Source organism: Paracandidimonas soli, from assembly GCF_004342005.1.
GTDB classification, from domain to species: Bacteria; Pseudomonadota; Gammaproteobacteria; order Burkholderiales; family Burkholderiaceae_B; genus Paracandidimonas; species Paracandidimonas soli.
The window spans coordinates 444,999-467,399 of the sequence record NZ_SMBX01000001.1; the positions used below are offsets into that span (position 1 = coordinate 444,999).

The window sequence follows — 22,401 nt, forward strand, 5'->3', positions numbered from 1 at the left end:
GCTACAGCCGGTGCCGTCGGTCTCCCTGCTGGAATCCCAGCAGGGGCGCCTCGACGCCCCTGGCAATCGCCAGCACTTTGAACAGTTCTCCCATTTCTGCTTCCGACAGCAGCTTCTGCACGGCCGCCAGGGCCATCGCCTGTTCCATGCCGTCCGCAGCGCCGTTCAGGGGCAGGTGTGCCATCAGGCCGCAGTTCAATAGAAAACGGGCCTGGCTGGTGTAGCCCATCACATCCAGGCCGGCTTCCAGCGCCGTGTCCGCCATGGCAGTGAAGTCCACGTGCGCCGTGATGTCCTGCAGGCCGGGGTAGGCCAGCGGATCGCTGTGCGCATGATGGCGGAAATGACACATCAGCGTGCCTTCGGCGCGCTGCGGATGGTAATACTCGTGGCGGGGAAAGCCATAGTCGATCAGCAGCGCCGCGCCGCGCCGCAGCCAGTCGCCCATGCCGCGTATCCATGCCTCGGCCTGCAGGTTGATTTCCGACCGGTAGCCCGGATAGGCGGGCATGCGCTGTTCCAGCGCCCGTGCCAACTGAGGGGGCGCTTCGCGCTGAGCCATGGCGAAGGCATCGTCTTCGCATACGATGCCAAGCTCATGCAGCGCGCCGTCTTCCTGCCAGCGAAACAGGTGCACGGGCATGGCGTCCATGACCTCATTGGCGATGACGCAGCCTTCGAAGCCGTCCGGCAGGGCATCCAGCCAGCGCACATCCGCCTGCAGTGGCGCCAGCCGGTCGAACTGGCGTTCCTTCAGGTCCGCCGACACTTCCATGATCCGGTACTTCGGCTCGATGCCCAGGTCGCGCAGCGCGGGGATCAGGCTGGCGGCCAGCGCACCGGAGCCTGCGCCGAACTCCAGGACGGAGTCCGAGCCGCTGGCGCGCAGCACCTGCGCAACCTGGGCCGCCAGCGTCCTGCCGAACAAGGGTGTCAGCTCGGGAGCGGTGGTGAAATCGCCGCCCAGAGTCGCGCCGCCGAACTTCGTGGAGCCCGCCGCGTAGTAGCCGAGGCTGGGGGCGTACAGTGTGTGATGCATCCATTGATCGAATGGAAGGAAGCCGCCGGGCGCTTGCCGGATTTGTTCCGCAAGGTATCGGGCGACAGCGGCCTGGTGCTCGCGGGCCTCCGGCTCCAGGGGAGGGAGCCCCGAGGGCAGGTTGCGGCTGGTTTGCGGGTCTGTCATGGCTCGTTCCGGTGTCTGGTGTCCTGATGTTCCGGATCATCGCGCTCATCCGGCGACTGGCGCTTGAGCACGAGCAGGCTGTGGCACATGGCGATCAGGAAAGAGATCAGCAAGGCCACGATCAGCGCGACAATGAAGTTGTCGAGTATGAACCAGAGCGGAATGCTCAATAGCAGCGACAATAGTGCCGGGGCGCGGACCAGGTCTTTCATAAAGGCGTGCCGGGGGCGATGGAAACGGAAACAGGCATTTTAGCCGGATAGAAAATATCCCCGGTGGGCGTATCCGGGCGAAACCCTACGGAACTCTTTTCCTGGGAGCGATATGAGGAGAAGGCCTGGAGAGGCGTCGCCCGCTCCAGGCCTTCTCGTTTCTGCGATCCGGGAACGATCAGCGCACGATGAAGCCGGCGCCGACGGGATCGTTGCGGTCGATGTTCCAGCGCGCCGTTCCCAGGATGCTGGCTGTCCCCTTGACAGTGGGGCGCACGCCGCGCTTGCCGTTCAGGTCCACCTCGCCCAGCAGGCAGCCTTCGAAAGTGCCGCTGCCCAACAGGCCTTCGGACTTGATGGGCTGGTTGAAGCCCAGCTTGCCGCGCGCCTCGAACATGGCCATCATCGCGCTGGTGCCGGTCCCGCCGGGCGAACGGTCGAGCTGGCCGCCGCTGAATACGTGCACGTTCTTGTAGAAAGCCCCTTCGATTGTCGGCTGATGCCAGAAAGTGATGAAGTTCAGGTCGTTGATGTGCGCCTGGGTGGGATGCTGGATCTTGTACTGGGCATTGATCTGCTCGCGCGCGGCCAGCCCCATCTGGATCAGGGTCTTGCCGTTTTCGGGCGCGATGCGCAGAGCCGTCTGCGACAGGTCGATAATGCCGAAGTAGTTGCCGCCCCATACGATGTCGGCCTTGACCTCGCCGTAGCCGGGCAGCACCACGGGCAGGTCCTGCGCTTCGACATAGGCTGGCACGTTCTCGAACTGCGTCGTCAGCACCTCATCCTGCGTGGCGTCGACTTCCGCCACCACCAGGCCCGCCGTGGTCTCGAAGCGGATCGTGGTCTTGCCGTCCGGATTGCGGGGCACCATGCCCATGGCCACCATCACCATGGCCACCGCGATCGTGCCATGGCCGCACATGTGAGAATACGTGTGTCCATCGATATAGATCAGGCCGGCATCGTAGTCGGCGCTGGAGGGAGGCGTCAGGAACACGCCGAACATATCGTTATGGCCGCGCGGCTCGCGCATCAGCGCCTTGCGCAGCCAGTCGTAGTGCTCCACCAGGAAGGCGCGCTTCTCGACCACGGTGGAATTCACCGGGTACGGCACGCCGCTGTGGATGATGCAAAGGGGCTCGCCCTCGGTGTGGGTATAGATTACGTCAAAGACGTCCTGCTTCTGCATGAAGTGCTCCTATGTTTCCTGCCGGCCTGATTTCCCGTCGGAAAGCAGGTCCAGGCCAATGGTCATATCCAGTACTGTGATAACGATGATGGCAATCAGGATCGTCACGGCAGAGATGGCTGCGATCGTGGGATCCACGGAATACTGCACATAATTGAAGAGCTGAACCGGGATAGTGTTCAGCGCGCCCGTCGTGTTGAACATCGACAGCTCGACGTTGATCCACGAGGTGATGAATCCGAAAATCGCGCCTGTGATCAGGCCCGGGCGCAGCAATGGCAAGGTGATCCGCGCAAAGGTCTGCCAGGGCGATGCGCCCAGGTCCGCCGAGGCCTGCTCCAGCGCCAGGTGATCCGGGGTGATGAGGCTGGACACCGACTTTATGATGAAGGGCGTGACGATCACCACGTGCCCGACCAGCAGGGCCAGAAACGTCTGGGAAAAGCCGAAGTAACCGGTGAACTGCAGCAGCGCCGAGCCCAGAACCAGATAAGGGAGAACCAGCGGCGAGGCGAACATGGCAGCCAGGAACTGGCGACCCGGGAAGGCATAGCGGGCCAGCGCCAGGGAACTGGGAATGGCGATCGCGATGCCCGCCAGCGTGGCGGCGGCGGCCAGCAGCGTGCTCATCAGAAAGGACTGGACATAGGTCGGGTCGGCCAGGATGGCGCCATACCACTTGAGGGTCAGGCCTTCGGGCGGAAAGCTCAGATAACGCGTCTCGGTCAGGGATGCCCCGATGATGATGACCAGTGGCATTACCAGAAACGCCATGGCGGCCCAGGAAATTGCGGTTACGAGTATGCGCACGAACATGATGATCAGCCTCCCCGGACATGGCCGGCCCGATTGGCAAGGGCGACCAGCGCCAGTGTCAATACCAGCAAGACGATGCTCAGCGCGCCGCCGTAATTGAAGTTGAAGACTGTGCTGTATTGTTGGTAGATCAGCATGGACAGCACTGTCACGCGCCCGCCGGACAACAAGGCTGGAGTTACATAGGCGCTGACCGCAAGAGCGAACACCATGATCGCGCCCGATGCCAGGCCCGGCAGCGACAAAGGCAGCGTGACGTGCAGGAAAGTCCTGAACGGACTCGCGCCCAGGTCGGACGAAGCGTATTCGAGCCCTCGGTTCATCTGTGACAGGGATGTGCCAACCGCCAGCACCACGAAAGGGAGCAGGATATAGACCATGCCGATCAGGATGCCCGTCTCGGTTCCGATGAAGCGTATCGGCGTGTCAATCAGTCCCAGGGCGCGCAAGGTATCGTTGACCTGGCCGTTCCGGCCCAGCATGATCATCCATCCGAACGAGCGCACGATATTGCTGGTGAACAAAGGCACGACCAGGGCGATCACGAAGATCCGGCGCCACAGGCTGGAACGCAGGACACGCACCAGGAACCAGGCCAGGGGATAGCCCAGCAGCAGGCAGATCAAGGTAGTGAATAATGCAATCCTGAACGTCACCAGGATCACATCCCAGTGATACTGATCCAGCAGGATGCGGGCATAGTGCTGAAGGCTTGCGCCTTGCCAGCCCTCCGCCATCAGGCTCGACAGCAGCACGACACCCAGCGGCACCAGGAAAAACGCCAGGAAGATCAGGCATGGCAGCGCCAGCAGCAGCATCGCTTTGTGCAGATCCGATCGCATGCTCAGGCCTCGACGAAATGGACTTTCTGCACAGGGAAGTCCAGATGGGCCGTATCTCCCTTCAACAAACCCAGATCATTGGCGCCGATGCGTCGTACTTCGATGGGGGTGTCGTTCAACGAGAGGTAATACGTGGTGTAGCTGCCGATATTGACGATACTCTCCACCTGGGCAGGATGGCCCGTGCCGGGTTGTCGCGACAGCCCGATGTCCTCGGGGCGGAGCATCGCCATCACCGAGGTTGAGTCCCCGGCATGCAGGGGCTTGAGGGCAGTGCCGCAGCAGGCCAGGCGCAGTTCGCCTTGCACGGCTTCGCAGGCCAGCAGGTTGGCGTCTCCGATGAAGTTGGCGACGAAGCGGCTGGCGGGGCGCTGATAAATTTCGTCCCCAGTGCCGATCTGCTCGATGCGGCCCTGGTTCATGACCACGATGCGGTCCGCCATGGCCATGGCTTCTTCCTGGTCGTGCGTCACGAAGATAAAAGAGATGCCCAGTTTTTCCTGCAGCGCCTTGAGCTCGCGCTGCATGTGTTTGCGCAGCTTCATGTCCAGGGCCGACAGAGGTTCGTCCAGCAGCAGCAGTTTTGGTCGGTTGACGATGGCGCGCGCCAGGGCCACGCGCTGGCGCTGGCCGCCAGACATATCGGCGGGATAGCGTTCGGCCAAGGACTCCAGGCCCACCATCTCCAGCGCCCGCAGGGCGCGCTCACGCGCTTCGGAACGCCTGGACCCCGCGCGCAACGGGCCATACGACACATTCGCCAATACCGTCATGTGAGGAAACAGCGCATAGTTCTGGAATACGGTGTTCAGGGGCCGGCGATGCGGCGGCAGCGCTGTGATGTCCTGCCCTTCGATCAGCAGGCGTCCCTGGTCCGGCGCGATGAAGCCCGCCAGGGTCGCCAATAGTGTGGTCTTGCCGCAGCCGCTGGGCCCGAGCAGGGCAATGAACTCACCCTGGTCGACCGACAGGCTGACATCGCTAAGAACCTGCACTTTCTTGTTGTAGGACTTGCTGAGATGATCGACGGTTAGCAAAGCTGCCATGAAAAATCCATGTTCTGGTTGCGGGCGGTCAGCGCCATGCCGGCGTGACGGCCCAGATTCATCGTCAGACTGCGAGCGTGCATCGGGCTATGCCGCAGCCGCCCCGCATTACTGGCGGGCCACCTCGCGGTTCCAGGCATCCGTGATCGAAGCGCGCAGCGAATTGACCTCGGTCCAGTCCAGCAGGTTCAGATTGGCGATGCTGCCGGTTGGCCCCCAGGGCATCTTGGCCGCCACCGCTTCGGGCACTACTGCATCCTTGACGGCCGGCCCCAGATACAGACGCTCCGCCAGGCAGCTTGCAGCTTCGGGAGTCAACGCCTGGTTGATGAATTGTTTGCCATTCTCCGATTGGGGCGCATCCTTGACCAGATGCAGTCGCGCGTCGGTTGCCCAGACCCCTTCCTTGGGGACTGTGAAGCCTATCGGCAGCCCCTTGTCCGCTAGGTCCCAGGCGCCCACGTTGAAGTGCGCTCCGATCACGGCCTCGCCCGACTGGAAGGCGTTGCTGGCGGCGCCCGAGCTGTCAAAATAGGTGGTCACGTCCAGGCGGCGCAGTTTTTGGTAGACGGGGCTGAGATCCGTCAGCGGTGTTTGACTGATACTGGCCAGAAACACTACGAAAGGAACGCCGGCCGAGTTCGCCGGAGACGGTACGATGACGGCGCCAGCATAGGCAGGATCCCATAAGGCTTCCCAGCTTTCAGGCGCCTTGGTGATCTCGCTGGTGTTGTACGTCAACCCCAGTGAGTAATAGCCTGCTCCCACTGCAAAGGCCTGCTGCCGACCGTCGCGATAGATGGCCTCGGGATGCAACAGCGCCATGTTGGTCACAGCTGCCGGGTCGAGTTCGGCAAGCAAGCCGTCAGCCTGGGCTATCTCACTGATGCCGCCGTCCAGAAAAGCCACATCGATGGTGGGGCGGGCCTGCTGCTGGCGCAGCTTGGCCAGGGTCGTGTTCGATGTGCCGATTTCGGGAATCACCCTGATGCCGGTACGCGCTGTGAACGGATCTGCGATGCAGGTCTTGAAGGCTTCGCCCCAGTTCCCGCCATACCAGGCCACACGAACCTCGCTGGCTTGCGCCATTGAGGATGCGGCGGCGCTCGCAGCGGCCAATACCAGGGCGGCGGTGAGCCGTGTCTGCAATCCTGTCTTCATCATGTCGTCTCCATGTTTTTCTAATGAGTCCTGCGTGAGCAGAGGAGTGTCCGGGGCATGTGCGGCAATATCCATGGACATACATATCTTGACGGCATTATTTGTCTGTAAATTGTAGGATAACGACAAAAAAATGTATTATTACGACATAGCCCTGAGCCAGGAACAGATGCCGATATGCTGCCGATCAATCACGATCATGCTCCTGCCGCCGCGTTGGATATGACCGGGCGTCCCTTGCCGTTGCGGTTCGGCATCGTGCTGCTGCATCAATTCACAATGACTGCCTTTGCCGGTTTCCTGGACGTGCTGCGCCTGGCTTCGGACTATGGCGGCAATAGCCGACAGATCCTGATCCAGTGGAGCGTCATGAGCGTGGACGGGGCTCCCAGGCGCTCAAGCGCAGGCACGCTGCATACTGAACTGACAGACCTGCAGGACATCGATAACTTCGACTACATTGCAATTTGCGGCGGCAACAGCTACACCAATCGCAATCCGCCGGAAAAACTGTCGAATTGGCTGCGCCAGGCCTATGCGCGCGATATTGTGCTTCTGGGGTTGTGCACCGGCACTTTCGCCTTGGCGCAGGCGGGCCTGGCCGATGCGCATCCGGTCTGCGTGCACTGGAATGTCATCGACGAGTTCAAGCAGCAGTTCCCTGGCATTCGGTGCAATGTGGATCATCTCTTCATCGATGCGGGGAGGCTGATCACCTGCGCGGGTTCGACCGCAGCCATTGATCTTGCACTTTACCTACTGACGCGGCACCTGGGCAGGGAAAAAGCGCAGCAAGCATTGCGGCATATGATGCTGCACAGCATCCGCCCTGCGCGTCTTCCCCAGGCGCATTTCTACGTGGACCTTGAGAATGTCAAGGATCCGAGGGTGCACAAGGCCATTCATTATATTGAGCAACGCATCGACGATCTGCCGGCCGTCGCCAGCATTGCGGAGCATGTCGGCATGAGCGCCCGTCAGCTCGAGCGAGTTTTCAAGACATCGCTTGGCATGACGCCTGCGGCGCTGCACCGGGCGATGCGCCTGCAGTATGGCAAATGGCAGCTCACCAATACGCGCAACAGTATTACCGACATTGCGCTTAGTTGCGGCTTTGCCGACAGTGCTCACTTCAGCAAGGCGTTCCGACAGCATTTTGGCCAGACGCCGCGCAGCATGCGCGAAGTCGCCTGAGACAGGTCGAAGCACCAGCATTGTTTCCGGTTTCTCGTCCACAATAAAAACACCCCAAAGCCTGGATCGAAGTCCAGTCTTTGGGGTATGGGGCAGAGCCTGCGGGAATCCGACGCTTAATGTGGTGTTTAGCGCGCGCGGGCCTCGAAGCTGCGACTGGAGGGCTTGCCACGGCGCTGCTCGGTCCTGCCTTCAGGGCGGGTGCTCGGACGCGGTGCGCCGCGCTTGGCGGGACGGCCATCCTGGCGAGGATGACCAGCGGCGCTGCGCGGAGCACCGTCGGGCCGCGGGCTGAAACGAGGAGCAGGACGTGTATCCGCTTCATCGCGCGCAGGCGCATAGCCTTCCTGACGCTTGCGTGCAAAGCCGCCTTCGGCAGGGCGGGGACGGTTGCTGTTGAAGCGCTTCTTGCCCGAGGGAGCCGAGGGGCGGGCTTGCTTGCGCGGCTCCAGCCCTTCGATTTCGGAGGCCGGAATCGGCTGGCCGATGAACTGCTCGATGCGGCGCACCTTGTGGCGTTCGGCATGCACGGCAAGCGTGTAGGCCTGGCCGTGGCGTCCGGCGCGGCCGGTGCGGCCGATGCGGTGCACGTAGTCTTCGGCCTGCATGGGCAGGTCGTAGTTCACGGCGTGGCTGATGGTCTGGACGTCGATGCCGCGCGCGGCGACGTCGGTCGCCACCAGGATGCGCAGGCTGCCGCGTTGCAGCAGGCCCAGCGTGCGCGTGCGCTGGCGCTGGTTCATGTCGCCGTGCAGGGCGGCGGCGGCGAAGCCCTGGTCGTTCAGGCGGTCGGCCAGGTCGTCCGCGCCGCGCTTGGTGGCGGTAAAGACGATGGCCTGGTCCACGGAAGCGTCGCGCAGCACGTGATCCAGCAGGCGCATCTTGTGGCTGTTGTCGTCCGCGTACAGCAGGTTCTGCGTGATGTTGGTGTGCTTCTGCTTGTGGGAGGTGATTTCGATGCGCTGCGGTTCGCGCAGCATGTCGGCCGCCAGGCGTGCGACCGTACCGTCCAGCGTCGCCGAGAACAGCAGGGTCTGGCGCGAGGCGGGGGTGCGGGCGACGATGGTTTCGATATCTTCGATGAAGCCCATGTCCAGCATGCGGTCGGCTTCGTCCAGCACCAGCGTATGCAGGCTGGACAGGTTCACGCGCTTGGCCTGCAGGTGATCGATCAGGCGGCCGGGAGTTGCGACCAGTACGTCCACGCGGCGCGACAGCGCCTTCAGTTGCGCGCCGTAGGGCATGCCGCCGACGACGACTGCCGTGCGCAGGCCGGCCAGGTCGGCGCCATAGGCGCGCGTGGCGTCGGCGACTTGCATGGCCAGTTCGCGGGTGGGGGTCAGCACCAGCACCTGGACGCCGGAGCCTTTGTTCATGGAGGGCTGCTGGGCGATGCGATGCAGCGCGGGCAGCATGAAGGCGGCGGTCTTGCCGCTGCCGGTTTGCGAAGACACCATCAGGTCATGGCCTGCCAGCGCCCGGGGGATGGCGGCGGCCTGTACGGAGGTGGGTTCGGTGAAGCCGGTTTTTTGAATGGCCGACAGCAGGGAAGGGGCAAGCCCCAGGTTTTCGAAAGACATGCAGATCCTTTGCCGCAATAGCGGCATGCACAAAGCGCGGGCACGGGAATAGAGATGGCCGGAAGCGCAGGTTGATTGGAGCATCGTGCCGACCGAATCAACCCGAAGCGAACGCGAAACCCATGAGAGGGAGCGTTGCGGACAGAGCCAGGAGGTCAGGAAGCGATGGTGCGCGGCATGGGTGCTGAAGGGTCAGTCAACTGCTATGACACAGCGCTGGGCTGTATGAAAATGCCGCCACATAAAATGCAGTGCGCGAATTATAGCGCGTAATCGGGGTTTTCCCGAATCGTACTGTTGTTGCTGTGCGACATAAGGCCGCGCCGCTGGTGAAAAGAAGGCCGGAAGCGCGGGCGCTCAGCTCCCCGACTGCTGCTCCAGCGCGTGCTGTTGCGCGGGCGTCAGGTTGGCCAGCCAGTCGATGCCGGTTTCGCCGCGTTCCTGCAGCCATTGATTGGCGGCAAGGAAATGGCCGCAGCCCATGAAGGGGCGCGGGGGGCGCATGGCAGAGAGCGGAGATGGGTGGTTGGCCTTCAGCACCAGCACGGGACCTGCTGGAGGGTTCAGCTTCAGCAGGGCTTCCTTGGACTGCGCATGGGACCCCCACAGCAGGAATACCTTGGGGCGGGGCGCCTGCAGCACTTTGGCCAGGATGGCGTCGGTGATGGCTTCCCAGCCGCGCTTGGCGTGAGAGGCCGGCTTGTGGGCCTCCACCGTCAGCGAGGTGTTCAGCAGCAGCACGCCGCGCTTCGCCCAGCGGATCAGGCTGTTGCGCTGGCGCACAAAGGTGTCGGGGTATTCGCGCGAAAGCTCCGCGAACATATTGCGCAGGCTGGGAGGCGTCTGGCAGTCGTCGGGCACCGAGAACGCCAGGCCCTGAGCCTGGTTCGGGCCGTGGTAGGGATCCTGGCCCAGGAGGACGACCTGCACGTCTTCGGGGCTGATTTCCAGCAGGGCGCGGAACGGCCGCTTGGGGAAAATGGTGGCGCCTTCGGCCAGCCGGGACGCCAGGAACTGATCCAGCTCTTGCAGCGTGGCCTGGGAACGCTCATCGGCCAGGGCCTGCTGCCAGGATGGCGACAGGGCTTGCAGGTGGGCGAACAGGTCGCCCTGGAATGCGTTCAGGATCTCAGGCGTGGCGGCTGGTTCGGTCATATCGGTGGCGTCGTGCTTGAAGGTGGATCAGAAGAACAGTTCGCGCAGCGCGACTCCCGGCTCCTCGGCCCGCATGAAGGTTTCGCCGACCAGGAAGGCATGCACATTATGGCTGCGCATGCGTTCGACGTCTTCGCGGGTAAAGATGCCGCTTTCCGTGATGACGCGCTTGCCTTCGGGGATGTCGGCCAGCAGGCCGATCGTGGTGTCGAGCGTGGTTTCGAAAGTGCGCAGGTTGCGGTTGTTGATGCCGAGCAGCGGCGTCTTCAGCTGCAGGGCGGTTTCCAGTTCGTCGCGGTCATGGACTTCGACCAGGACGTCCATGCCGAGCTCCATGGCTGTGCTTTCGAATTCCAGCAACTGCTGCTTGCCGAGCGCGGCCACGATCAGCAGGATGCAGTCCGCGCCCAGGGCGCGGGCATGCGCGATCTGGTAGCAGTCGATCATGAAGTCCTTGCGCAGCACCGGCAGCGTGCAAGTGGCGCGCGCCTGGCGCAATGCATCGTAGGAGCCCTGGAAGAACTGCACGTCGGTCAGCACAGACAGGCATGCCGCGCCGTGCGCGGCATAGGAGGCGGCGATGGCCGTCGGGTTGAAGTTTTCGCGGATGACGCCCTTGGACGGGGACGCCTTCTTGATCTCGGCGATGACGGCTGGTTTTCCCTGGCTGATCTTGTCTTCGATGGCGCTCGCGAAGCCGCGCACATCCTTGCGGCTTTGGGCTTCGCGCAGCACATCGGCTTCGCTGCGCATCTGTCTGGCGGTGGCGACCTCGGCCTTCTTGGTTTCCAGGATTTTTGCAAGAATATCGTTCATGGCTAAAGCTCGTGTTCAGGAGGACAGTGTCTTCGTGTAAGTGCAGAAGGCCTCCAGCTTGGCGCGCGCCGCGCCGCTGGCGATGGTGTCGAATGCCTGCTTCAGGCCGTCGGCGATGGAGCTGGCGCGGTTGCCGGCATAGATGGCCAGCCCTGCATTGAATCCGACGATATCGCGCGCCGGGCCGGGGATGTTGTCCAGCGCCTCGCGCACCATGGCGGCGGATTCGTCGCGGTTGGAGACCTTGATCGAGCGATTCGACACCATGGACATGCCGAAATCCTCGGGGTGGATTTCATATTCGCGGATTTCGCCGTCCACCAGTTCGCCCACCATGGTGGAAGCGCCCAGCGAGGCTTCGTCCATGCCGTCCTTGCCATGCACCAGCAGCACGTGGCGCGAGCCCAGGCGCTGCAGAACGCGCACCAGGATGCCGACCAGGTCGGGGTGGAACACGCCCATGAGCTGATTGGCGGCGCTGGCGGGGTTGGTCAGGGGGCCCAGGATATTGAAGATCGTGCGCACGCCCAGTTCCTTGCGGATGGCGGCGACGTTCTTCATGGCGCCGTGGTGCGACGGCGCGAACATGAAGCCGATCCCCTGGGTGGCAATGGACTCGGCGACCTGCTCGGGGGAGAGCATGACGTTGGCGCCCAGGGCCTCAAGCACATCCGCGCTGCCGGACGAGGAAGAAGCGCTGCGGTTGCCGTGCTTGGCTATCTTGACGCCCGCCGCGGCGGCCACGAACATGGCGGCGGTGGAAATATTGAAAGTATGGGAGCCGTCGCCGCCCGTGCCGCACATGTCCAGCAGGTTTTCGGGATCGGGCGTGGGCACCGGCAGCGCGAATTCGCGCATGACCTGCGCCGCTGCGGTGATTTCACCGACGGTTTCCTTTTTGACGCGCAGGCCCATCAGCAAGGCTGCGGCAATCTGCGGGGATAGCTCGCCGCGCATCAGCATGCGCATCAGGTCGAGCATTTCGTCGTGGAAGATTTCTCGATGCTCGATGCAGCGAGCCAGAGCTTCGGTAGGGGTGATTTTCATTGTTTGCATGGTTGTCTGTCCGGGGCCGCGCCTCAAAGTTCCAGGAAGTTGCGCAGCAGCGTGTGGCCGTGCTCCGTCAGGATGGATTCCGGATGGAACTGTACGCCATAAATGGGCAGGGTTTTATGACGCAGGCCCATGATCTCGCCGTCGTCGGTCTCGGCGGTGACTTCCAGCTCGGCGGGCAGGGTCTCGCGCTTGACGGCCAGGGAATGGTAGCGCGTGACGGTGTACGGCGAGGGGATGTTCCTGAAGACGTCGGTGCCCCGGTGGGTGACGGCGGAAGTCTTGCCGTGCATGACTTCCTTGGCGCGGATGATATCGCCGCCGAATGCCGCGGCAATGGCCTGATGGCCCAGGCAGACGCCCAGGATGGGCTTCTTGCCGGCGAAGTGCCGGATCAGCTCCACGGAAATGCCGGCTTCGGCCGGGGAGCAGGGGCCGGGCGATACGCATATGCGGTCGGGGTTCAGCGCCTCGATTTCCTGGACTGTGATCTGGTCGTTGCGGTGCACCAGCACGTCTTCGCCAAGCTCGCCGAAATACTGGACGATGTTGTAGGTAAAGGAGTCATAATTGTCCAACATTAGCAGCTTATTCATTGCAACCACCTGATTTATTGATGTTTTTGGCCATGCTGGCTTCAGCGTGCGCATCGCCATGCATATTTGTACCGGATTTCAGAGGAGCCGGGGGCATGCGCAGCCCGATGCCGCACGGCCGAGGCGCGCGGACGGTATCTGTGGAAGGGGGTTCTGAAAGCAATCTGCGTCTCCTGGGTCTTGGAGCCGCCGTGCCGGAGAGCGCTGAACCTTGCTGGCCGTTACGGCGGCAAGGTGCGGTGTATGGCCGCAACGACGTGCCGCTTCCTATTGGAAGCGCCACCACTGAGCAATGCTGGTCGAAGCGGTACGGGTCATGACAGACCAAAAATCCTTGGATTCGGGGAGCCGAAAATGCCCCGTCTGGCGAAGAATTCTAGCATGTAATCCGGCTGCATGGCGCCATGCAGCCGGAGGATTTACTGGCATCGCCGCCCTTATGCAAGCCCCTGGCGGCTCTTGAAGTACTTGCCGGTGTACTGCGCCAGCAGCACCAGCGCCGTGGAGATCAGGATCATGATGATGCCGAGCGCGGACAGCTTGCCCCACAGGCCGTCTTCGGCATAGCTGAGAATCTGCACCGCCAGCACTTCGGTTCCCGGACGCGAAAGCACCACCGAGACGGTGAGTTCGCGTATGAACATCGTCGCCATCAATATCCAGGCCGACACCACGCCGGGGATCAGCAGCGGCACGATGATGCGCCGCATGGTGGTCAGCGAACTGGCTCCGCAAACCTGGGAGGACTCCTCCAGGTGGGCGTGCACCTGCACGAACGCGCTGGACAGCGGGCGCACGCCATAGGGCAGGTAGGCGGCGATATAGGCCAGCAGCAGCGCCGTCAGCGTGGCATACAGCGGAGTCTGCACGAAGAACCACATGAAGCCGATGCCGATGACGATGCCCGGGAAGGAGAACGACAGGAACGTCAGCGAGTCGAGCAGGCCGGCGGCGCGGGTGCGCAGCTTGACGACGACATAGGCGATGAACAGCGACAGCAGCACGCCCAGCGTCGCGCCCACCACGGCCAGGAACAGGCTGTTCTTCAGGGCCAGCAGCGATAGCGGATCCTGCAGCACGTCGATCCAGTTCTGCCAGCTCATCAGGGCGAACGCCCTGGCGCTGGGCACCATGGAGTACGGAATCATCGAGGTGTACAGCAGTACCGCCACAGGCAGCACGATCATCAGCAGGCACAGCAGGGCAACGATGATGAACAGCGGCGTCTTGGAGCGTTTCAGCTCGATCATGGTGGGCTTGAAGCCGCGGCTGGAGATGGTGACGTACTTGCCGCTTTCGGCGGTGAGGTAGCGATAGAGCACGATCAGGCCGATCGAGGCCGACAGCACGCTCATGCCCAGCGCGGCGGCTTTGCCGTAGTCGGGCGCGAAGCCGGTGGAGATCATCTCGAACAGGTAGGTCGCCAGCACGTCGACTCGGCCGGGCGTGCCCAGCACGCGCGGCACGGCATAGGACGCCAGGCTGCGCACGATGGCCAGGATGAAGGCGGCCAGGATGGCGGGCCGCAGCACTGGCAGCGTGACGCGCACAAGCGTGCGCCAGACGCTGGCGCCCGAGACGCGTGACGATTCTTCGAGCGATACGTCGAACGATGCCATGGCGGGCGCGATGATCAGGTAGGCGATGGGCATGTTCAGCAGCCCTTCCACCAGTATCATGCCCCACAGTGAGTAGATATTCAGCGGCGCCTCTTCCAGCCCGAACGCGCCCTGCAGGATCATGTTCAGCAAGCCGTTGGAGGGGTTGAGCAGCAAGGCCCAACTGACCGAGAACAGCAGGTGGGGGATCATCATCGGAACGATGGCCAGCACGGCGAACGCGCCTTTCATGGGCATGTTCGTGCGCGTGTTCAGGTAGGCCAGGAACAGCGCCAGCAGTGTGGAGAACACCGACGAGCCGATCACGAAGACGATGGTGTTGACCGTGACGTCCCACAGGAACGGATCGGTATAGGCCGCTACGTACTTGGCCGTGGTGAAGCTGCCGAAAGCGGTCAGCCCCTGCGAAAAGCTGCCCAGGAGCAGCATCAGCACAGGACAAAGCGTCAGGAAGCCGACGATGGCGATAAGCGACCAGGTAAGCGGGGCGCGCGTCTGATTCATGGTGTGCGCCCTTTATGCCGACAGCAGCAGGCAGTGTGCCGGGTCGAGGCTGATGCTGACCGTATCGCCTTCGGTGACCTGCACATCGGGATCGATGCGCGCAAGCAGGCGCTCGCGTCCGGTGAGGATTTCGGCCTCGTAGACTTCGCCGACGAACTCGAGCGAAGCGATGGTGCCCCGGAAGATATTCTGCCCGGCCTCGGGAGCATGGCTGGTGACCCGGACGAACTCGGGACGTATGCACAAGGTCGCCTCGGCGCCAGGCTCCAGGTCGCGCGACTGGCACTGTATGGAGCCCAGGCCGCAGTCGACGACGGTCAGGCCGTTTTCCTGCCTGGCGATTTTTGCCGAGATCTGGTTGGCGCGGCCGATGAAGTCCGCGACGAAGCGGTGATCCGCATTGAAATAGATTTTCTGCGGCGAGCCGATTTCGATGATGTGTCCGGAGCGCATCACGGCGATCGAGTCCGACAGCGCCAGGGCTTCGACGCGGTCGTGGGTAACGTAAATCGCGGTGATGTTGAGCTCGTTCAGGAACTGGCGCAGCTCTTTGCGGGTTTCTTCGCGCAGCTTGGCGTCGAGATTGCTCAGGGGTTCGTCGAAGAGGATGACCTTGGGTTCTGCCACCAGCGCGCGCGCCAGAGCCACGCGCTGCTGCTGGCCGCCGGAGAGCTTGGTGGCGGAGCGATGCTCCACGCCTTCCAGTTGCACGAACTTGAGCGTGCGCGCCACTTTCTCGCGGATGACGTCCTTGCGTTCGCCGCGCACCTGCAGCGGATATGCGATGTTGTCGAACACCGTCATGTGCGGCCAGATGGCATATGTCTGGAAAACCATGCCCAGCCCCCGTTTTTCGGGCGGCACGGCGATGCCCTTCGCTTTCGACCAGACGACTTCGCCGCCGATGCGGATTTCGCCTTCATCGGGGGTTTCGAGCCCCACAATGCAGCGCAGCAATGTCGTCTTGCCGCAGCCGCTGGGGCCGAGCAGCGTAAAGAACTGGTTGGCGGGTATCGTCAGGTTGATATTGTCCAGTGCCCTGAAGGATTTCCCATCGGAGACATAGTTCTTGCAGAGACCCTCGATCTCGATTTCCATTGTTCTTTTACGACCTCATTGAGGCATGCGAGGCGCCTGGGCGCCTCGCATGCTGGTATGTTGGATGGGTGCGGATATTTACCTGACGGCAAAGATCTTGCTGAATTCGCGGCCCCATTTTACAAGCTCTTCGTCGTTCAGGTCGCGTACGGGCTGCACGTCGGCGCTGTCCATGCCCTCGACGGGCGATTTCACGCCGGGCGCCAGCGTGTATTCGCCGACCTTGTTGGCAAGAATGCCCATGGCGTCCTTGCCCAGCCAGTAGTCCAGGAACACTTTGGCGGCTTCGGGGTGCGGCGCCTTGGACGTCAGGGCGATGGCGCGCGGCGAGCCCAGCAGCGGCTGGCCCGAGCGCGGGCCCCAGGCCAGCGGCGCGGGCGCCTTGGTGACGATGTACTTGGGCATCGAGATGGCGACCAGCTTTTCGCCGCTTTCGATCGGCGCCGGCGTGGGGCCGAAGGAAGCCACGAACATGGGCTTGTTGGCCGCCAGGCCTTTCAGGAACTGCATCCAGTCGTCTTCGCTCTTGAATACTTTTTCCTTGAGTCCCACCAGCCAGCCTATCGTCGAGGGGTGGTTCGACGGGTTCGCCATGACGATCTTGTCCTTCCACTTGGGGTCGGCGAGGTCTTCGTAGCGCGCGGGGGCGTCCGCGGGCTTGACGTGATCGGTGTTGTACAGATACGAGACATACTCTACGCCGAACTGGATGATGCTGTCGTCCTCGACGGCCCAGGCGGGGTAGCCTTCGAGCGAGGGGGAGCGGTAGGGCGCCAGCACGCCCTGTTCCTTGAGCATCTGCAGCATGGGCAGCGGCGCCTGCACGACGTCCGCGAGCAGCTTGCCGGCGTTGAATTCAGTCAGGATGGTGGGGATGAACTTGGAGCTGGAAATGCGGGTGTACTGGCCTTTGACGCCCGTGGCCTCTTCGAGGGCCTTCATGATGGGCTCGACGGCCGTGATGTTGGCGTAGAACACTGCTTGTCCTTGCGCTTTCGCCTTTTCCAGCAGTGCGCTTTCCGCGGCGCGGGCCAGCGGCAGACCGCCGGCCAGGCTCGTCATGCCTGCGGCGCCGGCCAGTTTCAGAAAGTTGCGGCGGTCGAAATGATCCATGGCTTTCTCGCTCCTTTGATTTTGAAAGCTTTGTTTTATTCAGTGAAAGGCGGTTGCGCTTGCATATGGAACCGCCGCCCTCGGATGGTAATCGCTCGTTACCCGCTTGCGCAACAAGAATAAGCCCTTGCGAGGCGGCCAGAGCCGCGTCCGCGGTGCATGTCCGATCATGCAGTTTGCTTTGATTGTTTTTGAGGATTTACGAGGGATGATGAGGGTGGTTGAGTATGAGTCTTATTAGTGTATGCATAAAAATGCATATGATGAATAAAAGTGGCCAAAAGTTGCTATATGACGTGCATATATTGAGGAACGTAGAGGGTTAACCAGCAATTGTCCCCTGCTGCGCCAGGGCTATAATTCATTTGTACAAGATAGGGATGTTGTCATCATTTATCACTATCGCCACAGGAGATTAAATCCAATGAGCGCAAATCTTACGCGTCGCGGCTTCTTGAAGCTGGCGGGGGCGGGGATGGCGGCCACGTCGCTCGGAGCCATGGGCTTCGGCGCGGCGGAAGCGGCAGAGGCGGCGCATGTGCGCGCCTTCAAGCTGGCGGCTACGACCGAAACCCGCAACATCTGTACATACTGTTCGGTCGCCTGCGGAATCATCATGTATTCCAAGGGCGACCTCGCTGCTGGTGAGAAGGCCGAGTTGATCCACATCGAGGGCGACGCCGATCACCCCGTCAATCGTGGCACGCTCTGTCCCAAGGGCTCGGCGCTGAAGGACTATGTCAAGGCTGAAACCCGCCTGACCAAGCCTCGGTACCGCGCCCCTGGCAGCGACAAGTTCCAGGAAATCTCCTGGGACGAAGCGCTCGACAAGATCGCTCGCGCCATCAAGGACGACCGCGACGCCAATCTCATCGAGAAGAACGCCGCGGGCCTTACCGTCAATCGTTGGACGACCGCCGGCTTTCTCGCCGCTTCGGCCACCACCAACGAAACGGCCTGGGCGACATGGAAAGTCGTTCGTTCGCTGGGTATAGTCGGATTCGATAACCAGGCGCGCGTCTGACACGGCCCCACGGTGTCCAGTTTGGGCCCGACATTTGGCCGTGGAGCGATGACGAACTCCTGGACCGACATCAAGAATACCGACCTCGTTGTCATCATGGGCGGCAACGCCGCTGAAGCGCACCCGTGCGGCTTCAAATGGGTGACAGAGGCCAAGCATCATCGTGGTGCAAAGCTGATCGTAGTGGATCCGCGCTTCAACCGTTCGGCAAGCGTGGCGGATTACTATGCCCCGATCCGTCCCGGCTCGGACATCGCCTTCCTGATGGGCGTGATCCGCTGGTGTATCGAGAATGACAAGGTGCAGTGGGATTACGTCCGCAACTACACCAACGTGTCCTATCTCGTGCGCGAGGACTTCGGCTGGCAGGACGGCATGTTCACCGGCTACGACGAGGCAAAGCGCGAGTACGACCAGACCAGTTGGGAATACCAGATTGGCGAGGACGGCTATGTGCTTACCGACGAAACGCTGCAGAACCCGCGCACCGTCTGGCAACTGCTGAAAAAGCACGTCGAGATCTATACGCCGGAGTTCGTGGAAAATGTCTGCGGCACGCCGAAAGACCGTTTCCTGAAAATCTGCGAAATGATCGGGGAATGCTCGTCGCCGACGAAGACCATGACCTCGATGTACGCGCTCGGCTGGACGCAGCATTCCAAGGGTTCGCAGAACATCCGCGGCATGGCCATGCTGCAGCTTCTGCTGGGCAATATCGGCGTGCCGGGCGGCGGCATGAACGCGCTGCGCGGCCACTCCAACATCCAGGGTCTGACCGACGTGGGCCTGATGTCCAACCTGATCCCCGGCTATCTGGCGATGCCGAAGGATTCGGAACCCGACTTCGAGACCTACATGTCGACGCGCGCCAACAAGCCCCTGCGTCCCAACCAGATGAGCTACTGGCAGAACTACCGCAAGTTCTTCGTCAGCTTCCTCAAGACGCTCTGGGGCGACAAGGCCACGGCAACGAACGGCTGGGGCTACGACTGGCTGCCCAAGCTCGATATCCGGGAGTACGACGGCCTGCGCATGTTCGACATGATGTCCAAGGGCGAGGTGAATCTCTATTTCTGTCAGGGGTTCAATCCGATCCTGGCCTTCCCGAACCGGGGCAAGCTGACCGAGGCCTTCTCCAAGCTGAAGATGCTCGTGGTCATGGACCCGCTGCAGACGGAAACCGCCTCGTTCTGGGAAAACCACGGCATCTACAACGATGTGGACACCGCATCGATCAAGACCGAAGTCCTGGAACTGCCGACCACCTGTTTCGCCGAGGATGAAGGCGCTACGGTGAGTTCGGGCCGCTGGCTGCAGTGGCACTGGGCGGGGGTTACCCCTCCGGGCGAGGCACAGACCGATACCTGGATCATGGCCAATATCTATCTCAGGGTGAAGGCGCTCTACGAGAAAGAAGGCGGCAAGGCTCCCGAGCCCATCATGAATCTCAGCTGGGACTACAAAGAGGCTCACGAGCCTACGGCTGCCGAGCTTGCCCAGGAGCTGAACGGTCGCGCGCTCGAAACGGTCTACGATCCGGCAGACCCCAGCAAAAAGCTGCAGGAAAAGGGCAAGCTGCTGTCCGGTTTCGGTCAGCTCAGGGACGACGGTACGACCACGAGCGCCTGCTGGATCTATACCGGCTGCTTCACCGAGGCCGGCAACAACATGGCGCGTCGCGACAACAGCGATCCGTCGGGCATGGGCGTTTACCAGAACTGGTCCTTCTCCTGGCCAGCGAACCGTCGGATACTGTACAACCGCGCTTCGTGCGACCTGGATGGCAAGCCTTGGGATCCTGCCCGCTCGATCGTCCATTGGGATGGCTCGAAATGGACGGGAGCGGACGTTCCGGATATTGCCCTGACCGCCAAGCCGCGTGAAGTCGGTCCGTTCATCATGAACCCCGAAGGCACCAGCCGCTTCTTCAGCCGCAAGCTGATGCGCGACGGTCCCTTCCCGACCCACATGGAGCCTTTCGAGAGCCCGGTCGCCAACCCGCTGAACCCGTCGATGCGCGGCAATCCCGCAGCGCGCATATTCGAGGGCGACGTGGCGCAGCTGGGCGACAGCAAGGAATTCCCCTTCGTGGCGACTTCCTACCGTCTGACCGAGCACTTCCACTACTGGACCAAGCACAACCGCGTGAATGCCGTGAACCAGCCCGAATTCTTCGTCGAGATCAGCGAAGAACTGGCGGCCGAACGCGGTATCATCAAGGGCAGCCGGGTCCGTGTCTGGAGCAAGCGCGGCCAGGTATGGGCGAAGGCGGTGGTGACCAAGCGGATCCGTCCGCTGGTCTGCGACGGCAAGACAGTGCATGTCATCGGCATCCCGCTGCACTGGGGTTTCAAGGGCGCGGCGCGCAAGGGCTTCGGCCCGAACACGCTGGGGCCGTTCGTTGGCGACGCCAATATCGATACGCCGGAGTTCAAGGCCTATCTCGTCAATATTGAACCTGCTTCGGAGGGCACAGCATGACCGAGCGCGCACCCCAACCCACCACGGCGGCAGCCAATCCGCCGGTCCAGCCGCAGGCATCCAACCTGTTGCCCAGCGATGTCGTGCTCGCTTCGGCCACGCCGAATCTTCCGAAGCCCGAGCGGCAGCTGACGCAGGTGGCCAAGCTGATCGATGTGTCCAAGTGCATCGGCTGCAAGGCCTGCCAGACGGCCTGTATCGAGTGGAACGACACGCATCCCGACATCGAGGAGAACGTGGGGGTCTATGAGAACCCCCACGACCTCACGCCGGAGATGTACACGCTCATGCGTTTCACCGAATACGTGAATCCCGCGACGAACGACCTCGAGTGGCTGATCCGCAAGGACGGCTGCATGCACTGCGAGGATCCGGGCTGTCTCAAAGCTTGTCCGGCGCCCGGGGCGATCGTGAAGTACTCCAACGGCATCGTGGATTTCATCGAGGAAAACTGCATCGGCTGCGGCTACTGCGTTGCCGGCTGTCCATTCGATATTCCGCGCATCTCCAAGACCACGCACAAGAGCAAGAAGTGCACGCTCTGTTCGGATCGCGTGGCTGTGGGGCAGGGGCCCGCATGCGCCAAGGCCTGTCCGACGCAGGCCATCGTCTTCGGCACCAAGGACGACATGATCGCCCACGCCGAGGAACGCATCGAGGACCTGAAGTCCCGGGGCTACGAGAATGCGGGTCTCTACGATCCGCAGGGCGTGGGCGGCACGCACGTGATGTATGTTCTGCATCACGCGGACAAGCCCTCTCTGTACGCCGATCTGCCGGAAGATCCCAAGATCTCGCCGGTGGTCGAAGGCTGGAAGGGCGGGGCCAAGGACGCCGGCCTTGCCGTCGCCGGCCTGGCGGTCACGGGGGCCGTGCTGCATGGCATCTTCGCGCGCGCCAATCGTGTGACGGAGCACGAGGAGCAGGAGGCTCGCGCACTGGTCGACGCGACAGGTCGCACTGACAGCGACAAGGAGGCATGATGGCTAGCAAATCTGTCTATTCCGCAAAGGGCGACAAGATCGTTTCCACGAAGCCTTTGGAAATCAGCCGGTATCGCGCCTTCACGCGCGCCAACCACTGGTTCACGGCGATCTGCACGATCCTGCTGATGCTGTCCGGTTTTGCATTCTTCCATCCTTCGCTGTACGGGCTGACCAGCCTGTTCGGCGGCGGGGAGATTGCGCGCTGGCTGCATCCCATCCTGGGGGTCGTGCTGTTCGTCAGCTTCCTGCTGATGTTCATCCAGATGTGGCGCTTGAACGTGGTGCGCCGCGAGGATATCGAATGGATGAGCAAAAGCGTCGACGTGATCCGTCAGAACGAGGAAAAACTGCCCGAGCTCGGCAAGTACAACGCGGGCCAGAAGATCATGTTCTGGGCGATGACCTGGCTGATCCTGATCCTGATCGTCACCGGCGTCATCATGTGGGAAGAGTTCTTCGCCGGATTCTTTTCCATTCCCGCCCGGCGCATCGCCCTGGCGCTGCATGCGCTGGCGGCGCTTGCCATGCTGCTCGTGTTCGTGATCCACGTTTATGCGGCCATCTGGACGCGCGGCACGATCCGGGCCATGACCCGCGGCACGGTCACGGGCGGCTGGGCGTATCGCCACCACCGCAAGTGGCTGCGCGAGCTGGCTGGACGTCGCAGCCAGGGTTCGGCAAAATAGTAGTATTCAGGTGCGCCGGGCAACCCGGCGCACCTGCCCTG

General features: G+C 62.3%; 19 protein-coding genes. 4 read left to right on the forward strand and 15 right to left on the reverse strand.

All coding sequences use genetic code 11. The annotated features are described in order from the left end of the window. Window position 1: 1 nt before the first annotated feature. The 7 genes from EV686_RS02070 to EV686_RS02100 all read right to left on the reverse strand — a co-directional run bounded on the left by EV686_RS02070 (window position 2) and on the right by EV686_RS02100 (window position 6,458). Window positions 2–1,186, reverse strand: a complete 1,185-nt coding sequence (locus EV686_RS02070) for a class I SAM-dependent methyltransferase (RefSeq protein ID WP_132472950.1) — start codon at window positions 1,184–1,186, stop codon at window positions 2–4. After that, on the reverse strand, window positions 1,183–1,398 hold the full coding sequence (locus tag EV686_RS02075; RefSeq protein ID WP_132472952.1) for a hypothetical protein: 216 nt from the start codon (window positions 1,396–1,398) through the stop codon (window positions 1,183–1,185). The genes EV686_RS02070 and EV686_RS02075 overlap by 4 nt, the downstream gene beginning before the upstream one ends. Window positions 1,399–1,576: 178 nt before the next feature. Further along, complete coding sequence (locus EV686_RS02080; RefSeq protein ID WP_132472954.1) at window positions 1,577–2,590, reverse strand: proline racemase family protein; 1,014 nt, start codon at window positions 2,588–2,590, stop codon at window positions 1,577–1,579. A 9-nt stretch (window positions 2,591–2,599) separates the two neighbouring features. Next, a complete protein-coding gene (locus EV686_RS02085) occupies window positions 2,600–3,406 on the reverse strand; it encodes an ABC transporter permease (RefSeq protein WP_132472956.1) in 807 nt (268 codons plus the stop codon). A gap of 5 nt (window positions 3,407–3,411) precedes the next feature. After that, the gene (locus tag EV686_RS02090; protein ID WP_132472958.1) at window positions 3,412–4,248 is read right to left on the reverse strand and encodes an ABC transporter permease; all 837 of its coding nucleotides are present in this window, start codon (window positions 4,246–4,248) and stop codon (window positions 3,412–3,414) included. 2 nt (window positions 4,249–4,250) lie between these two features. Then, a complete protein-coding gene (locus tag EV686_RS02095; protein WP_132472960.1) occupies window positions 4,251–5,294 on the reverse strand; it encodes an ABC transporter ATP-binding protein in 1,044 nt (347 codons plus the stop codon). A 108-nt stretch (window positions 5,295–5,402) separates the two neighbouring features. Then, window positions 5,403–6,458 carry an ABC transporter substrate-binding protein gene (locus EV686_RS02100; RefSeq protein WP_243650703.1) on the reverse strand — a complete coding sequence of 352 codons (1,056 nt, stop codon included), beginning with the start codon at window positions 6,456–6,458 and terminating at the stop codon, window positions 5,403–5,405. Between the two features lie 174 nt (window positions 6,459–6,632). On the opposite strand from EV686_RS02100, the gene EV686_RS02105 reads away from it, so the two are divergent. Beyond that, entirely contained in the window at window positions 6,633–7,649 is a 1,017-nt protein-coding gene (locus tag EV686_RS02105; protein ID WP_132472962.1) for a GlxA family transcriptional regulator, read from the forward strand. Between the two features lie 128 nt (window positions 7,650–7,777). Here the strand turns inward: EV686_RS02105 and EV686_RS02110 are convergent, their stop codons facing one another. The 8 genes from EV686_RS02110 to EV686_RS02145 all read right to left on the reverse strand — a co-directional run bounded on the left by EV686_RS02110 (window position 7,778) and on the right by EV686_RS02145 (window position 17,183). After that, window positions 7,778–9,229 carry a DEAD/DEAH box helicase gene (locus EV686_RS02110; RefSeq protein ID WP_243650704.1) on the reverse strand — a complete coding sequence of 484 codons (1,452 nt, stop codon included), beginning with the start codon at window positions 9,227–9,229 and terminating at the stop codon, window positions 7,778–7,780. A 357-nt stretch (window positions 9,230–9,586) separates the two neighbouring features. Further along, window positions 9,587–10,384, reverse strand: a complete 798-nt coding sequence (locus EV686_RS02115) for a uracil-DNA glycosylase (protein ID WP_132472964.1) — start codon at window positions 10,382–10,384, stop codon at window positions 9,587–9,589. A gap of 27 nt (window positions 10,385–10,411) precedes the next feature. Then, a complete protein-coding gene (trpC, locus tag EV686_RS02120; protein ID WP_132472966.1) occupies window positions 10,412–11,200 on the reverse strand; it encodes an indole-3-glycerol phosphate synthase TrpC in 789 nt (262 codons plus the stop codon). A gap of 15 nt (window positions 11,201–11,215) precedes the next feature. Further along, on the reverse strand, window positions 11,216–12,247 hold the full coding sequence (gene trpD / locus EV686_RS02125; protein WP_132473646.1) for an anthranilate phosphoribosyltransferase: 1,032 nt from the start codon (window positions 12,245–12,247) through the stop codon (window positions 11,216–11,218). 32 nt (window positions 12,248–12,279) lie between these two features. After that, window positions 12,280–12,849 (reverse strand): anthranilate synthase component II, encoded by a 570-nt coding sequence (locus tag EV686_RS02130; RefSeq protein ID WP_132472968.1) that lies wholly within the window; start codon window positions 12,847–12,849, stop codon window positions 12,280–12,282. A gap of 437 nt (window positions 12,850–13,286) precedes the next feature. Then, a complete protein-coding gene (locus tag EV686_RS02135) occupies window positions 13,287–14,972 on the reverse strand; it encodes an ABC transporter permease (protein ID WP_132472970.1) in 1,686 nt (561 codons plus the stop codon). 12 nt (window positions 14,973–14,984) lie between these two features. Further along, window positions 14,985–16,070, reverse strand: a complete 1,086-nt coding sequence (locus tag EV686_RS02140) for an ABC transporter ATP-binding protein (RefSeq protein WP_132472972.1) — start codon at window positions 16,068–16,070, stop codon at window positions 14,985–14,987. 78 nt (window positions 16,071–16,148) lie between these two features. After that, a complete protein-coding gene (locus EV686_RS02145) occupies window positions 16,149–17,183 on the reverse strand; it encodes an ABC transporter substrate-binding protein (RefSeq protein WP_132472974.1) in 1,035 nt (344 codons plus the stop codon). Between the two features lie 424 nt (window positions 17,184–17,607). On the opposite strand from EV686_RS02145, the gene fdnG reads away from it, so the two are divergent. The 3 genes from fdnG to EV686_RS02165 are packed head-to-tail and all read left to right on the forward strand — an operon-like array spanning window position 17,608 to window position 22,360. After that, window positions 17,608–20,688: a formate dehydrogenase-N subunit alpha gene (gene fdnG, locus EV686_RS02155; protein ID WP_165972464.1), complete on the forward strand. Its 3,081-nt coding sequence runs from the start codon at window positions 17,608–17,610 to the stop codon at window positions 20,686–20,688. Then, on the forward strand, window positions 20,685–21,671 hold the full coding sequence (fdxH, locus tag EV686_RS02160) for a formate dehydrogenase subunit beta (protein WP_132472981.1): 987 nt from the start codon (window positions 20,685–20,687) through the stop codon (window positions 21,669–21,671). The genes fdnG and fdxH overlap by 4 nt, the downstream gene beginning before the upstream one ends. Further along, the gene (locus tag EV686_RS02165) at window positions 21,671–22,360 is read left to right on the forward strand and encodes a formate dehydrogenase subunit gamma (protein ID WP_132472983.1); all 690 of its coding nucleotides are present in this window, start codon (window positions 21,671–21,673) and stop codon (window positions 22,358–22,360) included. The genes fdxH and EV686_RS02165 overlap by 1 nt, the downstream gene beginning before the upstream one ends. Window positions 22,361–22,401: the final 41 nt, after the last annotated feature.

What these genes read in the sequence shown, in the direction of transcription:
- EV686_RS02070 (WP_132472950.1), bottom strand. Translation starts at nt 1,186, where the DNA reads ATGACAGACCCGCAAACCAGCCGCAACCTGCCCTCGGGGCTCCCTCCC.
- EV686_RS02075 (WP_132472952.1), bottom strand. Translation starts at nt 1,398, where the DNA reads ATGAAAGACCTGGTCCGCGCCCCGGCACTATTGTCGCTGCTATTGAGC.
- EV686_RS02080 (WP_132472954.1), bottom strand. Translation starts at nt 2,590, where the DNA reads ATGCAGAAGCAGGACGTCTTTGACGTAATCTATACCCACACCGAGGGC.
- EV686_RS02085 (WP_132472956.1), bottom strand. Translation starts at nt 3,406, where the DNA reads ATGTTCGTGCGCATACTCGTAACCGCAATTTCCTGGGCCGCCATGGCG.
- EV686_RS02090 (WP_132472958.1), bottom strand. Translation starts at nt 4,248, where the DNA reads ATGCGATCGGATCTGCACAAAGCGATGCTGCTGCTGGCGCTGCCATGC.
- EV686_RS02095 (WP_132472960.1), bottom strand. Translation starts at nt 5,294, where the DNA reads ATGGCAGCTTTGCTAACCGTCGATCATCTCAGCAAGTCCTACAACAAG.
- EV686_RS02100 (WP_243650703.1), bottom strand. Translation starts at nt 6,458, where the DNA reads ATGATGAAGACAGGATTGCAGACACGGCTCACCGCCGCCCTGGTATTG.
- EV686_RS02105 (WP_132472962.1), top strand. Translation starts at nt 6,633, where the DNA reads ATGCTGCCGATCAATCACGATCATGCTCCTGCCGCCGCGTTGGATATG.
- EV686_RS02110 (WP_243650704.1), bottom strand. Translation starts at nt 9,229, where the DNA reads ATGTCTTTCGAAAACCTGGGGCTTGCCCCTTCCCTGCTGTCGGCCATT.
- EV686_RS02115 (WP_132472964.1), bottom strand. Translation starts at nt 10,384, where the DNA reads ATGACCGAACCAGCCGCCACGCCTGAGATCCTGAACGCATTCCAGGGC.
- trpC (WP_132472966.1), bottom strand. Translation starts at nt 11,200, where the DNA reads ATGAACGATATTCTTGCAAAAATCCTGGAAACCAAGAAGGCCGAGGTC.
- trpD (WP_132473646.1), bottom strand. Translation starts at nt 12,247, where the DNA reads ATGAAAATCACCCCTACCGAAGCTCTGGCTCGCTGCATCGAGCATCGA.
- EV686_RS02130 (WP_132472968.1), bottom strand. Translation starts at nt 12,849, where the DNA reads ATGAATAAGCTGCTAATGTTGGACAATTATGACTCCTTTACCTACAAC.
- EV686_RS02135 (WP_132472970.1), bottom strand. Translation starts at nt 14,972, where the DNA reads ATGAATCAGACGCGCGCCCCGCTTACCTGGTCGCTTATCGCCATCGTC.
- EV686_RS02140 (WP_132472972.1), bottom strand. Translation starts at nt 16,070, where the DNA reads ATGGAAATCGAGATCGAGGGTCTCTGCAAGAACTATGTCTCCGATGGG.
- EV686_RS02145 (WP_132472974.1), bottom strand. Translation starts at nt 17,183, where the DNA reads ATGGATCATTTCGACCGCCGCAACTTTCTGAAACTGGCCGGCGCCGCA.
- fdxH (WP_132472981.1), top strand. Translation starts at nt 20,685, where the DNA reads ATGACCGAGCGCGCACCCCAACCCACCACGGCGGCAGCCAATCCGCCG.
- EV686_RS02165 (WP_132472983.1), top strand. Translation starts at nt 21,671, where the DNA reads ATGGCTAGCAAATCTGTCTATTCCGCAAAGGGCGACAAGATCGTTTCC.